At 73.0% G+C, this 23,180-nt stretch carries 23 protein-coding genes; 11 read left to right on the top strand and 12 right to left on the bottom strand.

Annotated elements, in window-relative coordinates:
- Window positions 1-43: 43 nt before the first annotated feature.
- The gene (locus MB828_RS41805) at window positions 44-1,570 is read right to left on the bottom strand and encodes an IucA/IucC family protein (RefSeq protein ID WP_301652725.1); all 1,527 of its coding nucleotides are present in this window, start codon (window positions 1,568-1,570) and stop codon (window positions 44-46) included.
- Between the two features lie 94 nt (window positions 1,571-1,664).
- Between MB828_RS41805 and MB828_RS41800 the strand changes: the two genes are divergently transcribed.
- The 3 genes from MB828_RS41800 (at window position 1,665) to MB828_RS41790 (ending at window position 5,380) form a co-directional block, all read left to right on the top strand.
- Window positions 1,665-3,170, top strand: coding sequence for an IucA/IucC family protein (locus MB828_RS41800; RefSeq protein WP_301652724.1), 1,506 nt, complete (start codon window positions 1,665-1,667; stop codon window positions 3,168-3,170).
- 147 nt (window positions 3,171-3,317) lie between these two features.
- The gene (locus MB828_RS41795) at window positions 3,318-4,583 is read left to right on the top strand and encodes a VWA domain-containing protein (RefSeq protein ID WP_301652723.1); all 1,266 of its coding nucleotides are present in this window, start codon (window positions 3,318-3,320) and stop codon (window positions 4,581-4,583) included.
- Window positions 4,583-5,380: a hypothetical protein gene (locus tag MB828_RS41790; protein WP_301652722.1), complete on the top strand. Its 798-nt coding sequence runs from the start codon at window positions 4,583-4,585 to the stop codon at window positions 5,378-5,380. Before MB828_RS41795 ends, MB828_RS41790 begins: the two co-directional genes overlap by 1 nt.
- Window positions 5,381-5,434: 54 nt before the next feature.
- On the opposite strand, the gene MB828_RS41785 is transcribed toward MB828_RS41790, so the two are convergent.
- Window positions 5,435-6,061: a winged helix-turn-helix transcriptional regulator gene (locus MB828_RS41785; RefSeq protein WP_133026362.1), complete on the bottom strand. Its 627-nt coding sequence runs from the start codon at window positions 6,059-6,061 to the stop codon at window positions 5,435-5,437.
- A gap of 81 nt (window positions 6,062-6,142) precedes the next feature.
- Here MB828_RS41785 and MB828_RS41780 point away from each other — a divergent pair, with 81 nt between their 5' ends.
- The 4 genes from MB828_RS41780 (at window position 6,143) to MB828_RS41765 (ending at window position 10,014) form a co-directional block, all read left to right on the top strand.
- Window positions 6,143-7,351 carry a pyridoxal phosphate-dependent aminotransferase gene (locus MB828_RS41780; protein ID WP_301652721.1) on the top strand — a complete coding sequence of 403 codons (1,209 nt, stop codon included), beginning with the start codon at window positions 6,143-6,145 and terminating at the stop codon, window positions 7,349-7,351.
- A gap of 559 nt (window positions 7,352-7,910) precedes the next feature.
- Complete coding sequence (locus MB828_RS41775) at window positions 7,911-8,525, top strand: histidine phosphatase family protein (RefSeq protein ID WP_301652720.1); 615 nt, start codon at window positions 7,911-7,913, stop codon at window positions 8,523-8,525.
- A 374-nt stretch (window positions 8,526-8,899) separates the two neighbouring features.
- Entirely contained in the window at window positions 8,900-9,520 is a 621-nt protein-coding gene (locus tag MB828_RS41770; protein ID WP_133026365.1) for a hypothetical protein, read from the top strand.
- A 71-nt stretch (window positions 9,521-9,591) separates the two neighbouring features.
- Window positions 9,592-10,014 (top strand): acyl-CoA thioesterase, encoded by a 423-nt coding sequence (locus MB828_RS41765; protein ID WP_133026366.1) that lies wholly within the window; start codon window positions 9,592-9,594, stop codon window positions 10,012-10,014.
- Window positions 10,015-10,052: 38 nt separating this feature from the next.
- On the opposite strand, the gene MB828_RS41760 is transcribed toward MB828_RS41765, so the two are convergent.
- Window positions 10,053-10,454: a winged helix-turn-helix transcriptional regulator gene (locus MB828_RS41760; RefSeq protein WP_301652719.1), complete on the bottom strand. Its 402-nt coding sequence runs from the start codon at window positions 10,452-10,454 to the stop codon at window positions 10,053-10,055.
- A 133-nt stretch (window positions 10,455-10,587) separates the two neighbouring features.
- Between MB828_RS41760 and MB828_RS41755 the strand changes: the two genes are divergently transcribed.
- Entirely contained in the window at window positions 10,588-12,021 is a 1,434-nt protein-coding gene (locus tag MB828_RS41755; RefSeq protein ID WP_430381506.1) for an MFS transporter, read from the top strand.
- A 34-nt stretch (window positions 12,022-12,055) separates the two neighbouring features.
- Here the strand turns inward: MB828_RS41755 and MB828_RS41750 are convergent, their stop codons facing one another.
- Window positions 12,056-12,910, bottom strand: coding sequence for an SDR family NAD(P)-dependent oxidoreductase (locus MB828_RS41750; RefSeq protein ID WP_430381505.1), 855 nt, complete (start codon window positions 12,908-12,910; stop codon window positions 12,056-12,058).
- Between the two features lie 102 nt (window positions 12,911-13,012).
- Here MB828_RS41750 and MB828_RS41745 point away from each other — a divergent pair, with 102 nt between their 5' ends.
- Window positions 13,013-13,888 (top strand): helix-turn-helix domain-containing protein, encoded by an 876-nt coding sequence (locus tag MB828_RS41745; protein ID WP_301652717.1) that lies wholly within the window; start codon window positions 13,013-13,015, stop codon window positions 13,886-13,888.
- On the opposite strand, the gene MB828_RS41740 is transcribed toward MB828_RS41745, so the two are convergent.
- From MB828_RS41740 to polX, 8 genes are all read right to left on the bottom strand, one after another.
- Window positions 13,803-15,131: a nucleobase:cation symporter-2 family protein gene (locus MB828_RS41740; RefSeq protein ID WP_301652758.1), complete on the bottom strand. Its 1,329-nt coding sequence runs from the start codon at window positions 15,129-15,131 to the stop codon at window positions 13,803-13,805. The genes MB828_RS41745 and MB828_RS41740 overlap by 86 nt on opposite strands.
- 274 nt (window positions 15,132-15,405) lie before the next feature.
- Complete coding sequence (locus tag MB828_RS41735) at window positions 15,406-16,782, bottom strand: 8-oxoguanine deaminase (protein WP_133026370.1); 1,377 nt, start codon at window positions 16,780-16,782, stop codon at window positions 15,406-15,408.
- A gap of 114 nt (window positions 16,783-16,896) precedes the next feature.
- A complete protein-coding gene (gene pucL, locus MB828_RS41730) occupies window positions 16,897-17,790 on the bottom strand; it encodes a factor-independent urate hydroxylase (protein WP_301652716.1) in 894 nt (297 codons plus the stop codon).
- Window positions 17,791-17,797: 7 nt separating this feature from the next.
- Window positions 17,798-18,193, bottom strand: coding sequence for a hydroxyisourate hydrolase (uraH, locus tag MB828_RS41725; RefSeq protein WP_301652715.1), 396 nt, complete (start codon window positions 18,191-18,193; stop codon window positions 17,798-17,800).
- Between the two features lie 4 nt (window positions 18,194-18,197).
- A complete protein-coding gene (uraD, locus tag MB828_RS41720; protein WP_301652714.1) occupies window positions 18,198-18,710 on the bottom strand; it encodes a 2-oxo-4-hydroxy-4-carboxy-5-ureidoimidazoline decarboxylase in 513 nt (170 codons plus the stop codon).
- A gap of 116 nt (window positions 18,711-18,826) precedes the next feature.
- Entirely contained in the window at window positions 18,827-19,195 is a 369-nt protein-coding gene (locus tag MB828_RS41715) for a helix-turn-helix domain-containing protein (RefSeq protein ID WP_133026374.1), read from the bottom strand.
- The gene (locus MB828_RS41710; RefSeq protein WP_133026375.1) at window positions 19,192-19,446 is read right to left on the bottom strand and encodes a hypothetical protein; all 255 of its coding nucleotides are present in this window, start codon (window positions 19,444-19,446) and stop codon (window positions 19,192-19,194) included. The genes MB828_RS41715 and MB828_RS41710 overlap by 4 nt, the downstream gene beginning before the upstream one ends.
- A gap of 47 nt (window positions 19,447-19,493) precedes the next feature.
- Window positions 19,494-21,233, bottom strand: coding sequence for a DNA polymerase/3'-5' exonuclease PolX (polX, locus tag MB828_RS41705; RefSeq protein WP_301652713.1), 1,740 nt, complete (start codon window positions 21,231-21,233; stop codon window positions 19,494-19,496).
- 134 nt (window positions 21,234-21,367) lie between these two features.
- Here polX and MB828_RS41700 point away from each other — a divergent pair, with 134 nt between their 5' ends.
- Together MB828_RS41700 and MB828_RS41695 are read left to right on the top strand one after the other, a co-directional pair.
- On the top strand, window positions 21,368-22,216 hold the full coding sequence (locus MB828_RS41700; protein WP_301652712.1) for a TIM barrel protein: 849 nt from the start codon (window positions 21,368-21,370) through the stop codon (window positions 22,214-22,216).
- Window positions 22,217-22,257: 41 nt separating this feature from the next.
- A complete protein-coding gene (locus MB828_RS41695) occupies window positions 22,258-23,148 on the top strand; it encodes a 2-hydroxy-3-oxopropionate reductase (RefSeq protein ID WP_301652711.1) in 891 nt (296 codons plus the stop codon).
- Window positions 23,149-23,180 lie beyond the last annotated feature (32 nt).

Genomic DNA, 23,180 nt, shown 5'->3' with positions numbered 1-23,180 from the left:
GCAACCCCGGCAGGCCGGGCGGGAGCGGTCGGCCGACGCGGTGTCAGGCCAGCGGGTTGGGCAGGGGCAGGTAGCGGGCGTCGGCGCCGTCCGCGCCGGTCCAGCGCAACAGCAGGTTGGTCTTGCCCGGCAGGGTCGGTGCCGCCAGCAGCTCGGCCGCCTCCGGGAGCGGGTGCCGGGCCAGCTCGCGGCACGCCGCGGGCCACGGGTCGAAGCCGGGGTGCCGTTCGGCGAGCGCGGCGGCGACCTCGGTGAGGTGGTTGACGACCAGGCAGTACACCAGCCGCTCCCAGCCGGCGGCGCGGGGCACGTCGGGGAGCAGCTTGACCCCCTCGGCGTCCCGGAACAGCGCCTGCACCGGCAGCCCGTCCGCGTCCACGGCGACCAGGGTGTTCTGGAGGTGCGCCTCCAGTACGACGCCGTGGTCGGCGAAGGCCGTGAGGACGGGGGGTACGACCGCCCGCAGGTACGCCTCCCACCAGGCCCCGGGATCGGCCGCGGCGGCCAGCGGGTCGCCGTCGAAGCCCTCCACCAGACCGGCGGCGAGCAGCGGGGTCGCCCCGGGCAGCAGCGGTCCGCGCAGCCCGTCCCGGACGATGACCGCGAGTTCCTCGAAGGCGAAGCGGGCGGTGCGGTAGCCGCGGTCGCCGAGCCAGCCGGCCGGCCCCGGCGACGCGCCGAAGGCGGCGGTCACCGCGCTGTCCGTGCGGAGCAGTCCGCGCAGGTCGTGCGCCCACAGCCGGCGGATGTCGTTGGTGATGCGGACATCCAGGCTGAACTTCAGGAAGAGATCGCGCACCGGCTCGTACACCGTACGGATCGCGGCCGTCGGCCAAGCCGTGAAGTCGCTCTCGCCGAGGCGCAGCAGCCGGCCGTCCGCGAAGGCGGGGGCGAGGTCGTGGGCGACCAGGTCCAGCTGCCAGGGGTGGGCCGGCAGCAGCCGGTAGCCGGGCGGTACGGCGGCCAGCCGGTCCAGCGCCGCCGTGTCGCCCTCCTCCGCCACCTCGTCCTCGCGCACCCCGAGCAGCACCAGCGGGAACCGGGCGTGCGCCTCGGGGGCGTACGGCAACCAGGCGGTGACCGGGCCGCCGCCGCGCGCCTTGGGGGCGGGGTGGTAGGGATGGCCGGTGATGAGGGACTGCTCCGAGCGCAGGTACGGGTCGTCGGGCGCCGTCGCCCCGGCGCGTGCCGTGAGCAGCGCGGCGACCGCGTCCCGGCTGTCGATCATCTCGGCCGGCAGGTCGCCGTTGGAGAGCCCGGTGTGCCTGCGCAGCTCCTCGCTGACGAGTTTCACCAGTTCGGCGTGGCCGAGGCGGTGCCAGGCGCCGTCCGCGTACACCTCGGGGGCGGCGGGCCGCCGCTCGCCGCGCACCCGGAGCAGCCGCCCGCCGCCGGGCAGTCGATAGACCCGCGACGCCCCGTCCGCGACGCCGTCCGCGATGTCCGCCGCGGTGTCCGTGAGCGGCTGGGCCACCTCCCGCAGCAGGCAGTTGAGCAGGGGGGCGGCGGCGTACGCGTCGGCGCGCTCACCGACGGCGTCGCTGGGAGGCATGAGGTCCACGCGTTCCATTCGTTCTCTACGTCCACACAGTCCGATCACGATCAGTATGTCTCTCGACAACGGCCATCATGACCGTCGTACCCGTCCTCCGAGGAGTCCTCCCGTGCACCGTCCCTCCCCCATCGAGAACCGGCTCGCCGCCGAGCTGGCCGAGGCGCGGCCGGATCTCGTCGACCGGTACCTGGCCGAGTTGCCGGGTGCGCGGGCGGCGGTGCTGACCCGGCTGTGGCGGGCGCTGGCGCACGAGCCGCTGCCGTGGGTGGTGCGCCGGGTGCGCGGGGCGCACAGTCTGGCCCTGCGGCTGGCCGACGGACGCGCGCTGCACGGCCCGCCCGCGGACCCCTTCGCCACCGACGCGTATGCGACGGCCGTGCGTCTGGACGGGGTGGCCCACGACGATCCGGCGCGGCTGATGACCGATCTGGGGTGGCCGCACTCGGCGGGTCTCGCAGCCGAGCTCGGGCACAGCGCGGCCTCGTTGGCGCTCTCGCGGGCCGGTCAGGAGGCCGGTGCCGGGGAGTGGCCCGGGTCGGACTGGGAGTGGGAGCAGCGGATCGTCGACGGGCATCCCTTCCACCCCAACTGCCGTTCGCGGCCGGGCTTCTCGGTGGTCGAGCAGCTCGCGTACGGGCCGGAGCACCGGCCCGTCGTGCGGCTGGAGACGGTCCCGGTACCGGCCGGGGAGTGCCTGCTGACCGGTGACTGGCCCGACGAACTACGGGACGGGGTAAGGCTGTTGATCCCGGTGCACCCCTGGCAGGCCGCCCATGTCCTCAAGGGCGGCGGCGCTGGGCCGTGGCGTACCGCGCACCCGCTGATGTCGCTGCGCACGCTGGCGCTGCCGGACGGACCGCACGTCAAGACGGCGCTCAGCGCCCGGCTGACCTCGTCCGTGCGGGACATCTCGGCGTACTCGGTCGGCGCGGCGGTGACCTTGTCGTCGTTCGCGACGGACCTGGCGGCGCGCACGGACGGCCTCCTGCACGTCACCCGCACGCTGGGCGCGGCCACCGCCGACTCCCCGGACCTGGCGGCCGTGCTGCGCGAGTCGCCGGAGGCGTACGCGGCACCGGGTGAGCGGGTTCTGCCGGTGGCGGCGCTGGCCACCACCACGCTCCCCGGATCGGCCTCCTGGCTGGCCGAGTTCACCCGGCTCGCGCTGACGGTGGGGCTGCGGCTGCTGGACCTGGGCGTGGCCCTGGAGGCGCACGGCCAGAACCTGCTCGTGGTGCTCTCCGAGACCGGGGCGCCGCTGCGTCTGGTCTACCGGGACCTGGCCGACATCCGGCTCAGCCCCGCCCGGCTGGCCCGGCACGGCATCACCGCGCCGGCTCTGCCGGACCGGCAGGTCACGGATGACGAGACGACTCTGCGCCGGAAGCTGTTCGGCTCCCTGGTCGCGGGCGCACTGGCCGGCACGGCGGGTTCCGGGCCCATCCTGGCCACCGCCCTGGAGACGGCCGTACGGGGGCTGCCCGCCTCCCCCGACCTGACGGCCCTGCTCGAAGGTCCGCTGCCCGCGAAGGCGTTGACGCTGATGCGGCTCTCGCCGGAGGTGCCCGGGGACCAGTGGGCGGCCCTGCCGAACCCGCTCGCGGGCACCCACTGACCTGATATGACCGCCCACGGCCCGGTGTTGGCCCTTCGGCCGCACCCGTCGGGCCGCCGACCACCCGTGTTGTCCTTCCGGCCACCCGGGGTTCGGTGGACCGGCCTCGTTTTGGAGCGCGGCGCCTCTGATCAATAAGATCCGCCGATGATCAGAACACAACGGCCGGCGGCGGCAGTCTGCGCGCTGCTCGCCGCCCTGGCCGCCGGGATCGCGTTCCCCGGCCCGGCGGTCGCCGACGAGACCGACCAGGCCGCTCCCAAGGTGGAGCTCGTGCTCGACGTCAGCGGGTCCATGCGGACCGCGGACATGGACGGCGGGACGCGGATGGCCGCGGCGAAGCAGGCGTTCAACGACGTGCTGGACGCGACGCCCGAGGAGGTCCAGCTCGGCATCCGGACGCTCGGTGCCAACTACCGCGGCAACGACCGCAAGGCGGGCTGCAAGGACACCGCGCAGCTCTACCCGGTCAGCACGCTCGACCGCACCGAGGCGAAAACGGCCGTCGCCACGCTCCAGCCGACCGGGTGGACGCCGATCGGCCCCGCGCTGCTCAAGGCCGCCGACGACCTGCAAGGCGGCGCCGGCACCCGCCGTATCGTCCTGATCAGCGACGGCGAGGACACCTGCCAGCCGCTGGACCCGTGCGAGGTGGCCCGCGAGATCGCCGCCAAGGGCATCGGGCTGACCATCGACACCCTCGGCCTGGTCCCGGACGCCAAGACCCGCGACCAGCTCAGCTGCATCGCGGACGCGACCGGCGGCACCTACACCTCCGTGCAGCACAAGGAGGAACTGACCGACCGGGTGGGGCAGTTGGTGGACCGGGCGGCCGATCCGGTGGTGACGCCGGTGGCGACCGAGGGGACCGGCCAGTGCTCGTCCGCTCCCGCGCTGAAGTCCGGTCTGTACACGGACCGTGAGGAGTTCGGCCAGCAGCGCTGGTACAAGGTGGACGTCAAACCCGGTCAGGAGCTGCGGACTTCGGTGAGCGTCGCCGCCGACCGGGCCGTCGGCGCCAACTACGGCGTGCTGCTGCGTGCGGTGACCGTGCACGGCCGTGAGATCGTGCGCGGCGAGGCCTCGGGGACGGGCCGTACGGACGTCATCTCGACCGGGTTGCGGTACCCGAAGGCCGAGAGCGACGACGACGAGGACACCACCCCGGAGACCGTCTGCCTCCAGCTGACCAACTCGTTCTCGGCCGCCGCCGGGGTGAAGACCAGCCCCGGTCTGCCCGTCGAGCTGACGGTCGACGTGGTGGACGGCCCGTCGAAGGCGAGCGACGTCGCCTCCTTCGGGCTCGGCCGCGGCTGGTGGCTGCTCGGCGCCCTGGTGCTGGCCGGCTTCCTCGCGGGTCTGGTGTGGGGCTGGGTGTCGCGCTGGCGGGTCGCGGTCTGGAGGACCAACTGATGTGGATCACACGAGTGTTGAGCACCGCCCTGCTGGCGGTGGGCCTTGCGGCGGGTCCGGCGGTGGCCGACTCCTCGCCCTCCCCCAGCGCCTCCGCGGACAGCGGTGCGCCGACCCAGGCGGGCACGTCCTTCCGTACGGCGACGGAACTCGACCAGGGGCAGCAGGGCACGGCCGGCGGCTCCACCGGCGACTACCTGTACTGGTCGTTCCCGGCGGACGCCGGCCAGCGTCCGGACGTCAAGGCGACGGTGAAGCTGCCCGACTCGCACGCGGCGCAGACCTGGCAGATCGACGTGTACGACGGTCTGCGGCGCCGGCAGTCCTGCCAGTACGGCGCGGCGACCCGCACGGCCGCGCAGGGGGCCGGCACGGTGGAGCTGGCCTGCGTACTGCGTACCGTGCGCGCCTGGTCCGAGCCGTGGGCCGACGATCCGCTGCCGGGTACGTACTACATCCGGCTGACGGTGCTGAACCTGAGCTCGGCCGACCTCGGTCAGCCGGTGAGCGCCGAGGTGCGGGCGGACTCCAAGGACATCGGCGGCTCGGCGGCCGTGGACGGCTCGCTGGCGAAGCCGCTGGTGCCGGGGATCGCGGTCAAGTCGGAGTCCGGTGACGGGGACACGAAGACCGCGGTGCTGTCCAGCTTCGGTTCCGACGGTTGGTCCTCCGGCTGGTGGACGGACCGCTGGGTGTGGACCGGCATCGGCGGCGTGCTGGCCGCGCTGGCGGGTATCGGCGGGTACGCGTTGACGCGCGGGACGGGACGGCCCTCCCGGGTGCCGCCGGGCGCCTGATCCGGCCGGACCCACCGACCGGGCTCCCGTGCGCGGGGGCCCGGTCGCTCTTTTTCAGGCCTCCCGCAGCGCCTTGGCCACCGCCCCGTCGCCGGTCACCGTGACCCGGCCGGTGCGCACCGCGTCCGGCAGCGCCAACTCCCCCCGGGCCAGGGCCGTACAGGTCTCCGTGTCCAGCAGGAGCCGTGCGTCGGGCTCGGCCGGCGCCGGGCCGTCGCCGTACACCGGGCCGTCCTCCGCGCCGACGCGCAGGTGGAACTCCCCTTCCTCCAGCCGGACTTCCACCACGCCCTCGCCCTCGACGGCGCGCAGCAGGGGCAGCGCGAACCAGTGGGCGCGGGCCGCGTCCGTGGGGCGGCGCTCGCCCAGCTCGGGTTCGCCCCACCGCCCCAGGGCCTGCAACACGGGGAGCAGGTCCCGCCCCCGCGCGGTGAGTTCGTAGACGTATGCCGCGCCCGGCGGTGGCAGCCGCCGCCTGCTCGTGAGCCCGTCCCGCTCCATGTCCTTCAGCCGGGAGGCGAGGACGTCCGTGCTGACCCCCGGCAGATCCGCGTGCAGGTCCGTGTAGCGGCGGGGGCCGCCGAGCAGTTCCCGGACGATCAGCAGGGTCCAGCGGTCGCCCACCAGGTCGAGGGCGCGGGCCGCGGAACAGTACTGGTCGTAGCTTCGGCGAGGTGACATGCGACGCAGTGTAGACAAGATGTTGGACTTTCCAAGCTCCTACTTGGTAAAACCAAGCAACACGAGTTCCCGGAGGGGCGCATGGAGTTCCGGCAGTCCAACAAGCTCAGCGAGGTCTGTTACGAGATCCGCGGACCGGTGATCGAGCACGCCAACGCGCTGGAGGAGGCGGGCCACAGCGTGCTGCGCCTGAACACCGGAAACCCCGCGCTGTTCGGCTTCGAGGCGCCGGAGGAGATCCTCCAGGACATGATCCGGATGCTGCCGCAGGCGCACGGCTACACGGACTCGCGCGGCATCCTCTCCGCCCGCCGGGCGGTGGCGCAGCGCTACCAGACGCTGGGCCTGGAAGTGGGCGTCGACGACGTCTTCCTCGGCAACGGCGTCTCCGAACTGGTCTCCATGGCCGTACAGGCGCTGGTCGAGGACGGCGACGAAATCCTCATCCCGGCCCCGGACTTCCCCCTCTGGACGGCGGTGACCACGCTCGCCGGCGGCAAGGCGGTGCACTACCTCTGCGACGAGCAGGCCGAGTGGTACCCGGACCTGGCCGACATGGAGTCGAAGATCACGGACCGCACCAAGGCCGTCGTCATCATCAACCCGAACAACCCGACCGGCGCGGTGTATCCGAAGGAGATCCTGGAGGGCATCCTCGACCTGGCCCGCCGGCACGGCCTGATGGTCTTCGCCGACGAGATCTACGACCAGATCCTGTACGACGACGCCGTCCACCACTCGACCGCGGCCCTCGCCCCCGACCTGGTCGTCCTCACCTTCTGCGGCCTGTCCAAGACCTACCGCGTGGCCGGCTTCCGCTCGGGCTGGCTGGTCGTCACCGGTCCGAAGCAGCATGCGAAGGACTACCTGGAGGGCCTGACCATGCTGGCCTCCATGCGGCTGTGCGCCAACGCGCCCGCCCAGTACGCCATCCAGGCCGCGCTCGGCGGACGCCAGTCCGTCCGCGAACTCGTGGTGCCCGGCGGCCGGCTGTACGAGCAGCGCAACGTGGCCTGGCAGAAGCTCAACGAGATCCCCGGCGTCTCGTGCGTCAAACCGAAGGGCGCCCTCTACGCCTTCGCCCGCATCGACCCCAAGGTCCACCCCATCCACGACGACGAGAAGTTCGTCCTGGACCTGCTCCTCCAGGAGAAGATCCAGGTCGTCCAGGGCACCGGCTTCAACTGGCCCGCCCCCGACCACTTCCGCATCCTGACCCTGCCGTACGCGGAGGACCTGGAGACCGCGATCGGCCGGATCGGAAGGTTCCTGACCGGCTACAGGCAGTAGGACGGCGGCGGGGCGCCCCGCGCGGGAGCCCGGCCAGGTGACCCGGGCGCCGGAGGCACCACGCGGGAGCCCGACCGGGCAACCCGGGCGCCGGAGGCACCACGCGGAAGCCCGACCGGGCAACCCGGGCGCCGGAGGCACCACGCGGAAGCCCGACCGGGCAACCCGGGCGCCGGAGGCACCACGCGGAAGCCCGACCGGGCAACCCGGGCGCCGGAGGCACCACGCGGAAGCCCGACCGGGCAACCCGGGCGCCGGAGGCACCACGCGGAAGCCCGACCGGGTAACCCGGGCGCCGGAGGCACCACGCGGAAGCCCGACCGGGTAACCCGGGCGCCGGAGGCACCACGCGGAAGCCCGACCGGGTGACCCGGGCGCCGGAGGCACCACGCGGAAGCCCGACCGGGTGACCCGGGTGGCGGGGGCACCGCGCGGGAGCCCGACCGGGTGACCCGGGTGGCGGGGCGGCCCCGCGTTACTCCTTCCGGCCGACCCACGACACCGTCCACGGGCGCGTGACGGCACCGGACCGGAGGGGTTGGCTCTTAGCCTCTGACCCATGGGTGATGTCCTTCTCGTCCGGCACGGTGAGACCGAGTGGTCGCGGTCCGGGCGGCATACCGGGTGGACCGACCTGCCTCTCACCGAGCACGGCAGGGCGGAGGCCCGGCGGCTGCTGCCGTTGATCCGTTCGCACCGCATCGGCGCCGCCTTCGTCAGCCCCCTCCAGCGGGCCCGGGAGACCGCCGAGCTGATCGGGGTGCCCGGCGCCCGGGTCGACGCCGACCTGCGGGAATGGGACTACGGCGGCTACGAGGGCGTGACCACCGTGGACATCCAGCGCACCCGGCCGGGCTGGTTCCTGTTCACGGACGGGGTCGCGCCGGGGCCGCCGGAGCACCCCGGGGAGAGCCCGGAGCAGGTCGGGGAGCGCGCCGACCGCATGCTGGCCAAGGTCGAGGCGGCGCTCGCCGACACGGAGGGGGCGGTGCTGCTGGTGGCGCACGGCCACTTCCTGCGTGTGCTGACGGCCCGCCGCCTCGGCCTGCCGCCGTCCGCCGGCGCCCTCTTCCAGCTGGCCACCGGCACCCTGTGCCGACTTGGCACCGAGCACGCCCGGCCGGTGATCGCGGGATGGAACATCCACCCGGACGAACCGACGAACCCGAGCTGAGCGGGACGGGGCAGGGCAAGGCGGGGCAGCCGACGAACGCAGGCCACCGCACCTCAGCCTCTGCGCGCGCAGCCCTCAGCCGCCCCGGCTGCCTGCCCGTACGGGGCCTGGCCGGGTGGGGCCTGGCCGGGTGGGGTCCTTCGGTTCGCGCCGGTGTGAAGGCCGTTGTCACCCGGGCCGCCCACCCGCCCTGCGAGGCCTGCGCGTACCCGGCCTGCCCGTACGGGGCCTGCCCAGCGGGGGGGCTGTCGGTTCGTGGCCGGGGTCCGGGGTCGGCCGGGGGCAGGGGGCCGTTGGTTGTCAGTGGGGGGTCGTAGCCTTCGGGGTGTGGATCCGTGCGGCCCGTGCGGGTCGACGTCGGAGAGGAGTACGCCGTGAGCCGGCCGCCCACCGCCGCGCAGCGGCGGGTCATCGACGCCGCCGACCCGGTCACCGGGCGGCTGCGGGGCACGGAGGCGCAGCTCGCGGCGCTGGTGAGGCTCGGGCTCGCCTTCCGGCACCCGCGGCCGCCGCACGACCACTTCCTGACCTCCGCCGGACACCGCACCCGGGAGGCCGCGGAGCCCCGGGCCGACGCGGAGCCCGCGCCCGCGGACGGCGGGTTCGCCGCACGGGTCGGCGGGGAGGAACGGGCCGACACCGGGCCCGCCCGGGCCCGTGAGGTGCACAGCGCCTGGCAGGGCCTGCTCGAACTGCGCCGGATGACCAACGCCGACGGCGCCACCGACCGGCCCTGCGGCTGGGAGCGCACGCACCTGGTGCGGGCCGCCGCGCTCGCCCTGGAGGCGGCCGGACACCCGCCGGAGGGACCGGGCGGCCCCGGCTACCGGGTCCGGGCCACCCCGCAGCCGGAGGCGGTCGCCGTGTACGCGCCGGACGCGGAGGCGCTGCGGGCGTGCGCGGCCACTCTGGAAGGGGCGGGCTGGCAGACCGGCGAGTACACCGAACCCCGGACCAGAACGCGCTATCTGCTGGCATCGCCACGCCGGGTGTGACGCCCGTGCCAGGATGCCGGCAAAGGATCAGTGCGTCGTACACGAGAAGTCGTACACGAGAAGGGGAAGTCGTGAGCGAACCGTATTCCGTCCGCGTCACGGTCCGTGGCTACGAGACCGACGTCCAGGGCCATCTGAACCAGGCGGTGTACATCAACTACGCCGAGCACGCCCGGTGGTCGCTGCTCCAGGCCGCCGGGATCACCCAGGCCCAGCTGGTCGGCCGGGGGGTGGGTCCGGTGGCCCTGGAGACCACCATCCGGTACAAACGCGAGCTGCTCGCCGGTGACGAGGTCGATGTGACCTGCGCGTTCGACTGGAGCGGCGGCAAGACCTTCCGGGTGCTCCAGTCGATCGTCAAGGCCGACGGCACGCAGGCAGCCGAGATCGAGGCGGTCGGCGGACTGCTGGACCTGAGGGCCCGGAAGCTGGTCACGGATCCGAGCGAGATCTTCCGGGAACTCGCCAAGGAGCCGGAGCTGTTCGGCTTCTGAGGTCCGGGCTCGCGAAGTCCGGGCCCCGTCCCGCCGGCCTACGCGTCGAGCAGCTCCGGCTGGTGCTCGGCGTCGTAGGCCGCCCGCGCCTCGGCGACGTACTCGCGGTTGCGCTCGGCCCAGTCGGTCAGCCTCAGCAGCGTCTCGTGCAACTCGACCGCCACCGGGGTGAGTTCGTACTCCACCTTGGGCGGCACCGTCGGATGGACGGTGCGGGTCACCAGCCCGTCGCGCTCCAGGTTGCGCAGGGTGAGGGCCAGCATCCGCCGACTGATGCCCTCGATACCGCGCTCCAGTTCGGTGAAGCGGATCGGGCCGTGCGCGGCCGCGACCAGGATCTGCACGCTCCATTTGCCGGCCACCCTGTCAAGAACCTCGCGGACCGGGCACGCGTGGGCGTTCACCACCTGGGTGGTAACACCGGTGTTCCTCTGGGACATCGAACTGCCTCCTTACGCCGTCCTCCGATGGTCACTCACCATGAACCCCGTTACAAGTCGTGCACCTTGCGCACGATCGGTTCCTGTTGGTGTCCCTGACGACTTCCAGGGCGATTACGGAGGCCAGAAGGCCATGTCGAGCATGACCGGCACACCGGCCGCACCGGTGACTCCTGTCCGAACATACCCGCGCCGGGCGTCCCTCGCCGTGCTGTGCGCGGGTGCGCTGATGACGATCCTGGACGGCACCATCGTCACGGTGGCGATGCCGGCCGTCCAACGCGACCTGGGCTTCAGCGGTCCGGGGCTGGCCTGGGTGGTGAACGCATATCTGATCCCGTTCGGCGGTCTGCTGCTGCTGTTCGGCCGTCTGGGTGATCTGCTGGGGCGCAGGCGGATGTTCGCGGCCGGGCTCGCCGTGTTCACCGCGGCCTCCGTGGTCTGCGGGCTGGCGACGAACCAGGGTGCGCTGATCGCGGCGCGGGCCGTACAGGGCGCCGGCGGGGCGATGTCCTCGGCGGTGGTCCTCGGCATGCTGGTCGCGCTCTACCCGGAGCCGCGCGAACAGGCACGGGCCATCGCGGTGTTCAGTGCGGTGGGGGCGGTGGGCGCCACCCTCGGCACGTTCCTCGGCGGGGCGCTGACACAGGCGCTGAGCTGGCACTGGATCTTCCTGATCAACCTGCCGATCGGGGTGGCCGCCTGGCTGGCGGCACTGCGCGTCCTGGCCCGCGACTCCGGCGCCGGGCTCGGCGCCGGCGCGGACTGGCCGGGCGCCGCCCTGGTCACCGGCGCGCTGATGCTCACCGTGTACGTCATCGTCGGCGCCGGCGACCGGGGCCCGGCCGCCACCGCCGGGCTCGCCGCCCTCGCCCTCGCGCTCCTCGTGGCGTTCGCCGTCCGTCAGGCACGGGCCGACCGCCCGCTGCTGCGGCTGCGGCTGCTGCGCTCCCGGGTGTTGAGCGGCGCGAACGGCGTGCAGGTCCTGATGGTCGCGACGATGTACGGCTTCCAGTTCCTCGGCGCGCTCTACCTCCAACGCGTCCTGGGTTTCGGGGAGTTGCACACGGGGCTGGCCTTCCTGCCGGCGCCGCTCGCGATCGGCGTGCTGATGCTCGGGCTGTCGGCGCGCCTCACCGGCCGGTTCGGCGGGTACCGGGTGCTGCTCGCCGGACTGGTGCTCATCACCGTCGGGATGGCCCTGCTGAGCCGGGCGCCCGCCGACGGCTCGTACGCGGCCGACGTGCTGCCGCCGATGCTGCTCATGGCGGCCGGGTTCGCCGCGGCGATGCCCCCGCTCACCGGGCTGGCCATGTCCGGCGCCCGCCCGGAGGACGCCGGACTGGCCTCCGGTCTCTTCAACTCCACGCAGGTGGTGGGTGGTTCGCTGGGGCTGGCCGTCCTGTCCACGCTCGCGGCGAGCCACACCGGCGGGCTGCTGCACCGGGGTACCGAGCTGGTGCCGGCCACGGCGGAGGGCTATCGGCTGGCGTTCCGGGTGGCGGCGGTGATCGCGGCGACGGCCCTGGCGCTGGCGGCGGTCACGCTCCGCCCGGACCCCGAGTGAGCCTCACCCCGCCCCCAACAGGCTCCGGTCGCCCTCACCCCGCCTCGAACAGGCTTCGGTTGTCCTCGGCCCAGGTCCGGAAGGACCGGGCCGGCCGGCCCAGCACCCGGGACACGTCCTCGGTGACCACCGCGTTGCCGCCGGCCCGGACGAACGCCACCCCCCTCAGCACCCCGTCGGCCCGGGAGCCGTCCATGCCCCAGGCGGTGCGCAGGAAGTCGCGCGTCCCGTCCGGGGTCAGGTCCCGGGTCGGGACCGGGCGGCCCAGGACCTCGGCGAGGACGGCGGCCTGGCCGGGGACGCTGATCGCCTCGGGACCGGTCAGGGTGTACGTCCGTCCCGCGTGCCCGGCGTCGAGCAGGGCCCGCACCGCCACCTCGGCGATGTCGCGCGGGTCGATCACGCCCGACGCGCCGTCCCCGGTCATGTTGGGCACCGGCTCGCCCGCCCGCAGCGCCTGGACCCAGGTCAGTGTGTTGGAGGCGAACGAGGAGGGCCGCAGCACCGTCCACTCGGCCCCGCTCTCCCGCAGCGCCCGCTCGCCCGCCACGTGCCAGAGCGCGGAGGGCCCGACGGCGGTGTCCCCGGTGCCGATGGCGGAGAGCTTCACGAGCCGCCGCACGCCCGCCGCCCGGGCCGCCGTGACCAGTGCCGCGTCCTCCCCCGCGTCGGGACCGGGCGGCCGGAGCAGGAAGGCGGCCGTCGCCCCGGCGAGCGCGGCGGCCACGGACTCCGGGTCCGTGAGGTCCCCGCGGACCGCCTCCACCCCGGCGGGCGTGCGGGCCCTCGCCGGGTCCCGGGTGAGCGCGCGCACCTTCGCACCCCGCGCGGCCAGCTGTCGTACGACGTCGCTCCCGATGGTGCCCGTGGCACCCGTCACCAGAATCATGCCGTCCACGGTGGGCCCGCCGGGCCGCCCGGCTCTTGGAAATTCCGGCACGGCCGGACCGCCCGGACGACCGTGCCGGGCGCTTACGGTGGAGGGGTGCCGATGACCACCACCGAGCCGCTTCCCACCGCACCCGAGGCGCTGCGCCCCTGGATCGCCGGGGTGCGGACCATGTCCTTCGCCGAGCCGCCCGAGGGGACGTTCGTGCAGCTGCCGGACGCGGTGACCAAGGTGGTGCTGCGGGTGACGGGGGACGGACGGCGTGACGTGCTGGCGGTCGGGCCGCGGGTGCGCGCCACCTACCACGAGGGGAAGGGGCACATCGCGTGTGTGGAGCTGCGCCTCGCACCGGGAACGGCCGTGCCCCTGCTGGGAGTCGCGGCCGCCGGGCTGGTCGGCCGGGTGGTGCCGCTGGACCGTCTGCCGGGCGCGGCGGCACACCGGTTCGCGCGTGCGGTGCGGTGGCTGGATCCGCTGGAGGCGCTGCCACGGATCGCCGAGGTGCTGCCCGGCCTGCTCGCCGAGCAGGCGGATCCGGCCCGGACGGCGCTGCTGCGCGCGGGCGTGGCCGCGCTGTCGGTACGGATGGACCGGGCGCCCGCGCGGGTGCGTGAGGTGGCCCGCGAACTGGCCGTGAGCGAACGGCAGTTGCGGAACCTGTTCACCGAGGGGGTGGGTGTCTCCCCCAAGCACTACGCCCGGATCGACCGTGTCCGCGCGGTGGCCAGCCGGGCGGGCAGCGCCCGCTGGTCCGAACTGGCCGCCGCCACCGGCTACTTCGACCAGTCGCACATGACGGCCGACTTCCGCACCCTGATGGGCGTGCCGCCCCGCTCCTACTTCACCGGGCGGCTGCCGGCCACCACCCCGTGCCAGGCGGTCCGCGCCTCGGTCACGGGATCGACTGGGGGGACGGGAGGGGCACGGCGGCCGCTGCCGCGCCCCGCGCCGACGCGGGCCGCCGGCCCAGGTGGTTGAAGACCAGGTTCAGCAGTACGGCCGTCACGCACCCTGTCGAGATGCCCGAGTCGAGGACGATCCGGGCGGTCTCCGGGAAGGCGTGGTAGAAGTCCGGCGCGGTGATCGGGACGATGCCGACGGCCAGCGCGACCGCGACCACCAGGATGTTGTCCCCCTGGTCGAGACCCGCCCTGACCAGCGTCTGGATGCCGCTGACCGCCACCGAACCGAACAGGACCACGCCCGCGCCGCCCAGCACCGGGCGGGGCACGACCGCGATCAGCGAGGCGGCCGCCGGGCACAGGCCCATCAGCACCAGGAAGCCGCCGCCGGCCGCGACCACGAAGCGGCTGCGGATCCGGGTCATCGCGACCAGGCCGATGTTCTGTGCGAAGGCGCTGCACATGAACCCGTTGAAGAGCGGGCTGATCGCCGAGCCCAGGGTGTCGGCGCGCAGCCCGGCCGCGATGGTCCGTTCGTCGGCGGGGCGTTCCACGATCTCGCCCAGCGCCAGCATGTCCGCGGTCGACTCGGTCATCGAGACCACCATCACCACGCACAGGGAGAGGATCGCGGCGAGCTGGAACTGCGGGGCGCCGAAGTGGAAGGGGGTGGGGAAGCCGACGAGGCCGGCGTCCGCGACCGGGGCGAAGTCCGTGACGCCGAACGGGATCGCGACCAGGGTGCCCGCCACCAGGCCGATCAGTACCGCGATCTGCTTGACGAAACCCCTGGTGAACCGGCGCAGCAGCAGGACGGCGACGAGGGTCGCCGCGGCCAGGCCCAGGTACTCGGCGGAGCCGTAGTCGGGCGCCGTGGGGTCGGGTCCCTGGGCCCAGCCGAAGGCCACCGGGAGCAGCGAGAGGCCGATCAGCGTGATGACCGACCCGGTGACGACCGGCGGGAAGAAACGCACCGCCCTGCTGAAGAAGGGGGCGGCGAGGAAGCCGAGGAGGCCCGCCACGATCACCGCGCCGAAGATGACGGGCAGGGCGTCGGACTTGTCGTGGGTGGACGCGGCTATGGCGGTCATGGGGGCGACACCGGCGAAGGTGACGCCGTTGACGAAGGGCAGCCGGGCGCCGATCTTCCAGATCCCGAGGGTCTGGAGGAAGGTGGCGAGGCCCGCGGTGAAGAGGCAGGCGCCGGTCAGGAAGGTCAGTTCGGTGCCGGTGAGGCCGATGGCGGCGCCGACGATCAGGGGCGGGGCGACGACTCCGGCGTACATGGCGGCGACGTGCTGGAGGCCGGTGGTCGCCATTTTCAGGGGCGGGAGTTTCTCGTCGACGGGATGCACTTCTTGCACAGCGGCTCTCCTCCGGTCGGTTACGCGGCGGCTCTGGCGCGGGTGTCAGGGAGGTGGTGCGTGAATCCAGGTCGTGCGGGACCCGAGAGGAGGACGGGTGCCGTTCCCGGGCGCGCGCGAGGAAGCGCGCGCCCGGGAGACGGCTGCCGTGGAACCGCGGGGGTCCACGGCCACCGACCGGGAGCCGTCCCTCCCGGTCGGAGCTCAGGTGACGTGACCGGCGGTGCGGTTACCGGCCGGCCAGGCGCGCCAGCCGCTGGGCCTCGGCGCGGGTGGAGCGGGCGATCCGGTCCTCGTCCACGTGCAGCAGCCGGTTGTCCGCGACGATCTGACGGCCGTTCACGAAGGAGGCGGTGACCGGCGCGGCCGCGCCGAGGACCAGGGCGGCCACCGGGTCGGCGATGGAGGCGTGGGCGAGGGTGTCCAGCTTCCAGAGGACCAGGTCGGCGAGCTTGCCGGGTTCGAGGGAGCCGATCTGGCTCGCCCGGCCCAGGACCTGGGCGCCGCCGTAGGTGCCGAGGCGCAGGGCCTGGCGGGCGGTCAGGGCCGCTTCCCGGTGCGCGCCGAGGCGGTTGACGAGCAGCGCGTTGCGCAGCTCGGTGTGGAGTTCGCCCGACTCGTTGGACGCGGTGCCGTCGACGCCCAGTCCCACGGGGACGCCCGCCGCCAGCATGTCCGGCACCCGGGCGATGCCCGCCGCCAGCCGGGCGTTGGACGACGGGCAGTGGGCGACACCGGTCTTCGTGCGCCCGAACGCGGCGATGTCGGAGTCGTTCATGTGGACGCAGTGCGCCATCCAGACGTCCTCGCCGAGCCAGCCGGTGGACTCGAAGTAGTCGGTGGGCCCCATGCCGAACAGCTCGTGGCAGAACTTCTCCTCCTCGACCGTCTCCGAGCCGTGGGTGTGCAGCCTTACCCCGAGGCGGCGGGCCAACTCGGCGCCCTCGCGCAGGAGTTCGGTGGAGACGGAGAACGGGGAGCAGGGCGCGACGGCCACCTGGGTCATCGCGTCGAAGGAGTCGTCGTGGTACTCCTTGACGGTCGCCTCGGTGGCGGTGAGGGCGCCTTCGAGGGTCTCGACGGCGAAGTCCGGGGGCAGGCCGCCGTCCTTCTCGCTGCGGTCCATGGAGCCGCGGGCGAGGGTGAAGCGGACGCCCGTCTCGTGGGCGGCGCGGATGATCGCGCCGGACAGGTCGCCGGAGTCCTTCGGGTAGACGTAGTGGTGGTCCATCGCGGTGGTGACCCCGCCCCGGGCCATCATCGCGAGCGAGCCCTGCGCCGCCGCGTACACCATCGGTTCGTCGATGCGCGCCCAGGTCGGGTACAGGGCGACCAGCCAGTCGAAGAGGTTGTGGTCGGTGGCGAGGCCCCGGGTGATCCACTGGTAGTAGTGGTGGTGGGTGTTGACCAGGCCGGGGGTGACCAGGTGTCCGGTGGCGTCGATGCGGCGTTCGACGTCCGCCAGGCCCTCGGGGGCCGGGCCCGCGCCGAGGGACTCGATGCGGTTGCCGGCGATCACGACGTGTCCGTCCGGGTACTCGGTGTCGTGGGCGTCGACGGTCGCGATGGCACAGTTCTCGATGACGATGCGCCGGTCTGCTGCCATGGTTTCGTCCTTTTCGCTCAGTGGACTCGTTAAGGGGGCACGGCAGGACCCTGGGGATTTGAGTGCCGCGGCCGGGGAGCCGAGTTCCCCGGCCACGGGTGCCGAAAGGGTGGTTCAGAGGTTGCTGAGGTCCACCGGGATCCGCGGCTCGCAGCCGTCCCGGACGACGGTCGCCTCGATCAGGCCGTAGGGCCGGTCCGCGGCGTAGTACACCTCATTGTCGTTCTTGAGGCCGAACGGCTCCAGGTCGACCAGGAAGTGGTGCTTGTTCGGGAGCGAGAAGCGGATCTCGTCGATCTCGTCCCGGTGGTCGATGACCCTCGAGCCCATCTGGTAGAGGCTCTGCTGGAGCGAGAGGGAGTACGTCTCGGCGAAGGCCTGGAGCAGGTGTTTCCTGGTCTGCTCGTAGGACTCGTCCCAGTCGGGCATCCGCTGTTCGTCGTCGGTCCAGTTGAACCGCCAGCGGCCGGACACCTCGGTGGCCAGGATGCGGTCGTACGCCTCGGGCAGGGTCGTGTACTTGTCCTTGACGTAGCCCCAGAACTCGGAGTCGGTCGAGTTCATCACGACGAGGTCCTTCAGACCGGAGACGACCTCCCACGACGTGCCGTCGTAGGTGATCTGGGCGAGCCTGGTCTCCTGGCCCTTGCGGACGAAGGAGTGCGCGCCCTTCCCGGCGTGCTCGATCCGCTCCCAGGCGTACTCCTCGACGCGGATCCGGGCCCGGTGGATCGGCTCCTGCGAGGTCACGAAGTGCCGGGCGAGGTGGATGCCGAACTGCTCGGGCGACGCTATGCCGTGCTCCTTGGCGAACGCGTACACCGTGTTCTTGGTGGTGTCGGTCGGCAGGACGCTGGCGTTGGAGCCGGAGTAGTGGACCTCGTCCATGTCGCCGGAGAGCGAGACGGAGACGTTCAGGTCCCTGATGTGGTGGGTGGCGCCGTCCCGAGTGATCTTCACGACCCGGTTCTCGGCCTTGCCGTACTGGTTCTGTCCCAGGATGGGCATGTGTCTGCTAGCTCCCTCGGTAAACGGAGTAGCCGAACGGGTTGAGCAGCAGCGGTACGTGGTAGTGCTCGCCCGGCACGACGGCGAACGTGACCGCCACCTCCGGGAAGAACACGGCCGGTCCGCTGTCCCGGTTCGCGGGGGCGTCCTGCTGCGCATCGGCTTGCTGATGGGTGAGATACGGCTCCACGGCGAAGTCGAGCCGTACGTGTGCCGTCCCCTCCGGCAGGTCCGGAAGGTCCTTGCACCGGCCGTCCGCGTCGGTCGCGGAGCCGCCGAGCGCCTGCCAGTCCGCGCCGTGGCCGGTGCGGGCCGCGAGCCGGACGGCGACGCCCGCGGCGGGGCGGCCGGCGCTGGTGTCCAGGATGTGGGTGGACACGGAGGCGGTGGTGCTGGTGCTCATGGTGTCAGGCGTCCTCTTCGACGAGTCGGGCCAGCCGGATACGGTTGATCTTGCCCAGCTCGGTGCGGACGATCTCCCGCTCCCGCTCGGGCGGGTTGCCGATCCGCTCCCTGACCGCGTCCCGCATCTCCTCGCCGCTGCGGCCGGTGGCGCAGATCAGGAAGACATGGCTGAACCTCTCCTGGTAGGCCAGGTTGAGTTCGAGCATCTCCGCCTTGAGTCCGTCGGCGGCGCCGGCCATGCCGGACTGCTCACGGGCCGAGGTCGGGTCGCCGGGCCTCGGGCGCCCGATGGGCGGGTGTCCGGCCATGGCCTCCGCCAGGTCCTCCGTGGTCAGCTCGGCCATGGCGGCGTCGCTGGCGGCGTAGAGGGCCTCGGGGGCGGCGTAGGGGCGCTCGGCGAGCAGCTGCCGGGCCCAGGCCGTGGAGGCGCACGCCTCGTGGAGGACGGCCAGGGCCGCGTGCTCCTCCAGAGCGTTGAACCGGGCCAGACCCGGGGGCGTGGAAGTCGACGTCACGGGAGCCTCCGTGGCCGTGGGCGGCCTTCGTGCTGAACGGGCTGCGGTCAGCTAACGCCCTCCGGAACACCGAGTCAACACTTTGTTGAAAATTCCGCGTAACCACTCCGCGCGGTTCAGCTCTCCTTGTCGCGGTTCAGGTAGTTGTAGACGGTGAAGCGGCTCACGCCGAGCGCGCTCGCCACCGTCTCCACGCCATGGCGGACCGAGAAGGCGCCCCGCGCCTCCAGGACGCGCACCACCTCCTGCTTGGCCTTGCGGTCCAGGTCGGCGAGCGGCTTGCCCTGCTTGCGCTCCATGGCGGCCAGGATGTGGTCGAGCGAGTCGGCGAGCTGCGGCAGCCGTACGGCGACCACGTCGACGCCCGCCCAGGCGAGCACGACGTCGTCGGCGCCCGCCTCGTCGGGCGGGAGCATCTCCCCGCCCATGGCGTCGACCAGCGGCTTCACGGCCGTGATGAAGGGCTCGTCCGCGCTTCCGGTCACTTGTCGCCGCCCTCCCCCACCACGTTGACCTGGAGCGAGATCCGGGTGGCCCCGGCCTCCAGGGCCCTGCGCAGCAGCGCGTCCACGGCGGTGAGCACGGCCTCGGAGCCGCCCTCCGCCGTGTTCCCGAACGGCCCGACGTCCACCGCGTCCAGCTGCGCGCCCTCGATGACGTCCCGGGCGACCAGCGCGTGCGCGGGGGCCTCGTCGAGGTCGAAGGGCTCGGTCGTGAACTCCACTCTCAATCGCACGGGCTCAACCTAACGCGCGGCACGGTTCTTCGGGCAGTCTTCCCGGGTCACCGGCCCTTGCGCAGAAAGCTCCGCAGCCGCCGCTCGGGCCAGGTGTTGATCACGTCGTCCCCGGTGAGCCAGCCGCGCCGGGCGGTGCCGATGCCGTACCGCATGTGGGCGAGGTGCGGGACGGCGTGGGCGTCGCTGTTCACGGCGAACCGCACGCCGTGCCGGCGGGCCCGCAGGATGTCCTCGTCCCGCAGGTCGAGCCGGTCCGGGTGGGCGTTGATCTCCAGCGCGGTGCCGGTGCGGGCGCAGGCCGCGAAGACCGCGTCGAGGTCGGCGTCGATGCCCGGGCGCTTGCCGATGATGCGGGTGGTGGGGTGGCCGATGATGTTCACGTACGGGTTCTCGCAGGCCCGCACGAGCCGCCGGGTCAGCTGCTCGCGGCTCTGTCCGAAGTGCGAGTGCACCGAGGCCACGCACAGGTCGAACCCGGCGAGGAAGTCGTCCGGCCAGTCCACCTCGCCCTCCGGGCCGATGTTCAGCTCGGTGCCGTGCAGCAGCCGCAGCCCGCCGCGCCGGCCCTTGGTGGGGTAGGTGCCGTCCAGTGCGCGCACCCGCTCCCGCTGGGCCAGCATCCGCTCGTCGGTCATGCGCTGCATGGCCAGGTCGGGCGCGTGGTCGGTGATCGCGTAATAGGCGTAGCCGCGCGCCGCGGCGGCCTCGGCCATCTCCTCCAGGGGTGCGAGCCCGTCCGTGAGGTCGGTGTGGGTGTGCAGGTCGCCCCGTAGATCGTCCTCGGCGACCAGCTCGGGCAGTTCGTCGCGCAGTCCGGCCTCGATCTCCCCGCGGTCCTCGCGCAGGGCCGGCGGGATCCAGGGCAGGCCGAGCCGCTCGTACACCTCCTCCTCGGTCCCGGAGACGATCCGCTCGCCGCTCTCGACGTCGAAGAGGCCGTACTCGGAGAGCTTGAGCTTCTGGTGCACGGCCCGCTCGCGGGTGCGGATGTTGTGGGCCTTGGAGCCGGTGAAGTACTGGAGGGCCGCGCCCCACGAGTGCGGCGGTACGACCCGCAGGTCGACGTCGAGACCCTGGCTGGTCCGCACGGAGGTCTTCGTCCCGCCCTGTCCGATGACCTCGGTGACGTACGGCAGCCCGGTGAACGCCTTCATGACCGGCGCCGACTCCTCGGCCGCCGCGAGGATGTCGATGTCGCCGATGGTCTCCCGCATCCGGCGCAGCGAGCCGGCGTGGGCGCAGCGCTCGCAGCCGGGCACCGCGGAGAGCACCCGGACGATGTCCTCGGCCAGTTCCATGGCCACGTCGATGTGCACCCGGCCGCCGGAGGCGCGCAGCAGTTCGATGCCGTGGAGGATGTTCTCCTCGGTCTTCGGCCCGAAGCCCTTGAGGTCGCGGAGCCGTTCGTCGCGGATGGCGTCGGCGAGTTCCGCCACCGACGAGACGCCCAGTTCCTCGTAGACGGCCATCGCCTTCTTCGGGCCGAGGGTGGGGATGGCGGTGAGCCGGCGGACCCCGTCCGGAATCCTGGACCGCAGCTCCTCGACGGCGGCGACGGTGCCGCTTCCGAGGTACTCGCGGACCTTCTGGGCGATCGACTTCCCGACGTTCGGGATCTCCTGGAGCCCCTTGAGGTCGAGAGCGGCGACATCGGCGTGGTGACCGCCGACCGAACGGGCGGCCTTCTCGTAGACGCGCGCCTTGAAGGCGTCTCCGCCGGTGATCGAGATCAGGTCGGCGTACTCCTGGAGCAGCGCGGCGACCTCGTCGTTGGACCGGGCCATGTCTTCAGGGTAGGGCGCGGGTTTTGCGCGGGCGCTCTTGACATCCCTCGCCGACGACAGGCAGTCTTCCGTTAAGCAGAAGTCAACTTCCACAATACGGAATTACGAGCGAACGGAAGGGAGCGTCGGCCCCCATGCCGGGTTCTGAATGGAGCACAGCCGCAGAGCAGCGCTTCACCGTCAACCTGTCGATCCTCTTCACGGAGCTCCCGCTCCTGGAGCGCCCCGCGGCCGCCGCCGCGGCCGGCTTCACCGCGGTCGAGCTGTGGTGGCCCTGGGTGGAGACCCCCACGCCCGAGCGGTCCGAACTCGACGCGCTGCGCGAGGCGATCACGGCCGCGCGCGTCCGGCTGACCGGCCTGAACTTCTACGCCGGTGAGCTGCCGGGACCCGACAGGGGCGCCCTGTCGGTGCCGGGCGCGGAGTCCGAGCGGTTCCGCGCCAACATCGACGTGGCGGCCGGCTTCGCCCGCTCCCTGGGCTGCCGGTCGCTCAACGCCCTGTACGGCAACCGCGTGCCCGGCGTGGACCCGGCCGAACAGGACGCGCTGGCCCTGGAGAACCTGGTCCTGGCGGCGGAGGCGGCCGACCGCAACGGCGCGACCCTGCTGATCGAGGCGCTCAACGCGCCGGAGTCGCCGCGGTACCCGCTGGTGTCGGCGCCGGCCGCGGTCGCGGTCGTCGACAAGGTGAACGAGACGTCGGGGCTCGGCAACGCCCGCTTCCTGATGGACCTCTACCACCTGTCCATGAACGGCGAGGACCTGCCGGCGGTGATCGAGCGGTACGCGCCGAGGACCGGCCATGTGCAGATCGCCGACAACCCGGGCCGCGGCGCCCCCGGCACCGGCTCCCTCCCCCTGGAGGACCTCGTCGAGCGGCTGCGGAAGGCCGGTTACGACGGCTGGATCGGCCTGGAGTACAAGGCGGGCGACCGCCCGAGTGCCGAGGCCTTCGACTGGCTCCCGCGCACAGCGCGCTGAACTCCCCGACCCCGCCGAGCAGTCAGAGAGGCACCACCGATATGAGCACCCTTCCCAAGATCGCCTGGATAGGTCTCGGCATCATGGGCTCCCCCATGTCCGAGAACCTCCTCAAGGCGGGTTACGACGTCACCGGCTTCACCCTGGAGCAGGACAAGCTGGACCGGCTGGCCGCGGCGGGCGGCACCGCGGCGGCCTCGATCGCCGAGGCGGTCCGCGACGCCGACGTGGTCATCACGATGGTGCCCGCGTCGCCGCAGGTCGAGGCCATCGCCTACGGCCCGGACGGCATCCTCGCGAACGCCCGCTCCGGCGCCCTGCTCATCGACATGTCGTCCATCACGCCGGGGACCTCCGTCGACCTGGCGAAGGCGGCCGCTGACCAGGGCCTGCGGGTACTGGACGCGCCCGTGTCCGGGGGTGAGGCGGGCGCCGTCGAGGGCGTGCTGTCCATCATGGTCGGCGGCGAGCGGGCCGACTTCGACCACGCGAAGCCGATCTTCGAGGCGCTGGGCCGGACCATCGTGCTGTGCGGTCCGCACGGCTCCGGCCAGACCGTGAAGGCGGCCAACCAGCTGATCGTCGCCGTGAACATCCAGGCGTGCGCCGAGGCCGTGGTCTTCCTGGAGAAGTCCGGCGTGGACCTGGCGGCCGCGCTGGACGTGCTGAACGGCGGCCTGGCCGGCTCCACCGTCCTGACGCGGAAGAAGGACAACTTCCTGAACCGCGACTTCAGGCCGGGCTTCCGCATCGACCTGCACCACAAGGACATGGGCATCGTGACCGACGCGGCCCGCACCGTCGGCGCGGCCCTGCCGGTCGGTGCCGTGGTGGCGCAGCTGGTCGCCTCGCTGCGCGCGCAGGGCGACGGCGGCCTCGACCACTCCGCGCTGCTGCGCGCGGTCGAGCGCCTGTCCGGCGCGCCGGTCTGAGCGCCGCCCTGAGACTTCCGGGCGGCGTCACC

Source organism: Streptomyces arenae, from assembly GCF_022343545.1.
Taxonomy (GTDB): Bacteria; Actinomycetota; Actinomycetes; order Streptomycetales; family Streptomycetaceae; genus Streptomyces; species Streptomyces humi.
The sequence above is the reverse complement of the archived record's forward strand: the minus strand, read 5'-3'. Positions and strand labels throughout refer to the sequence as shown.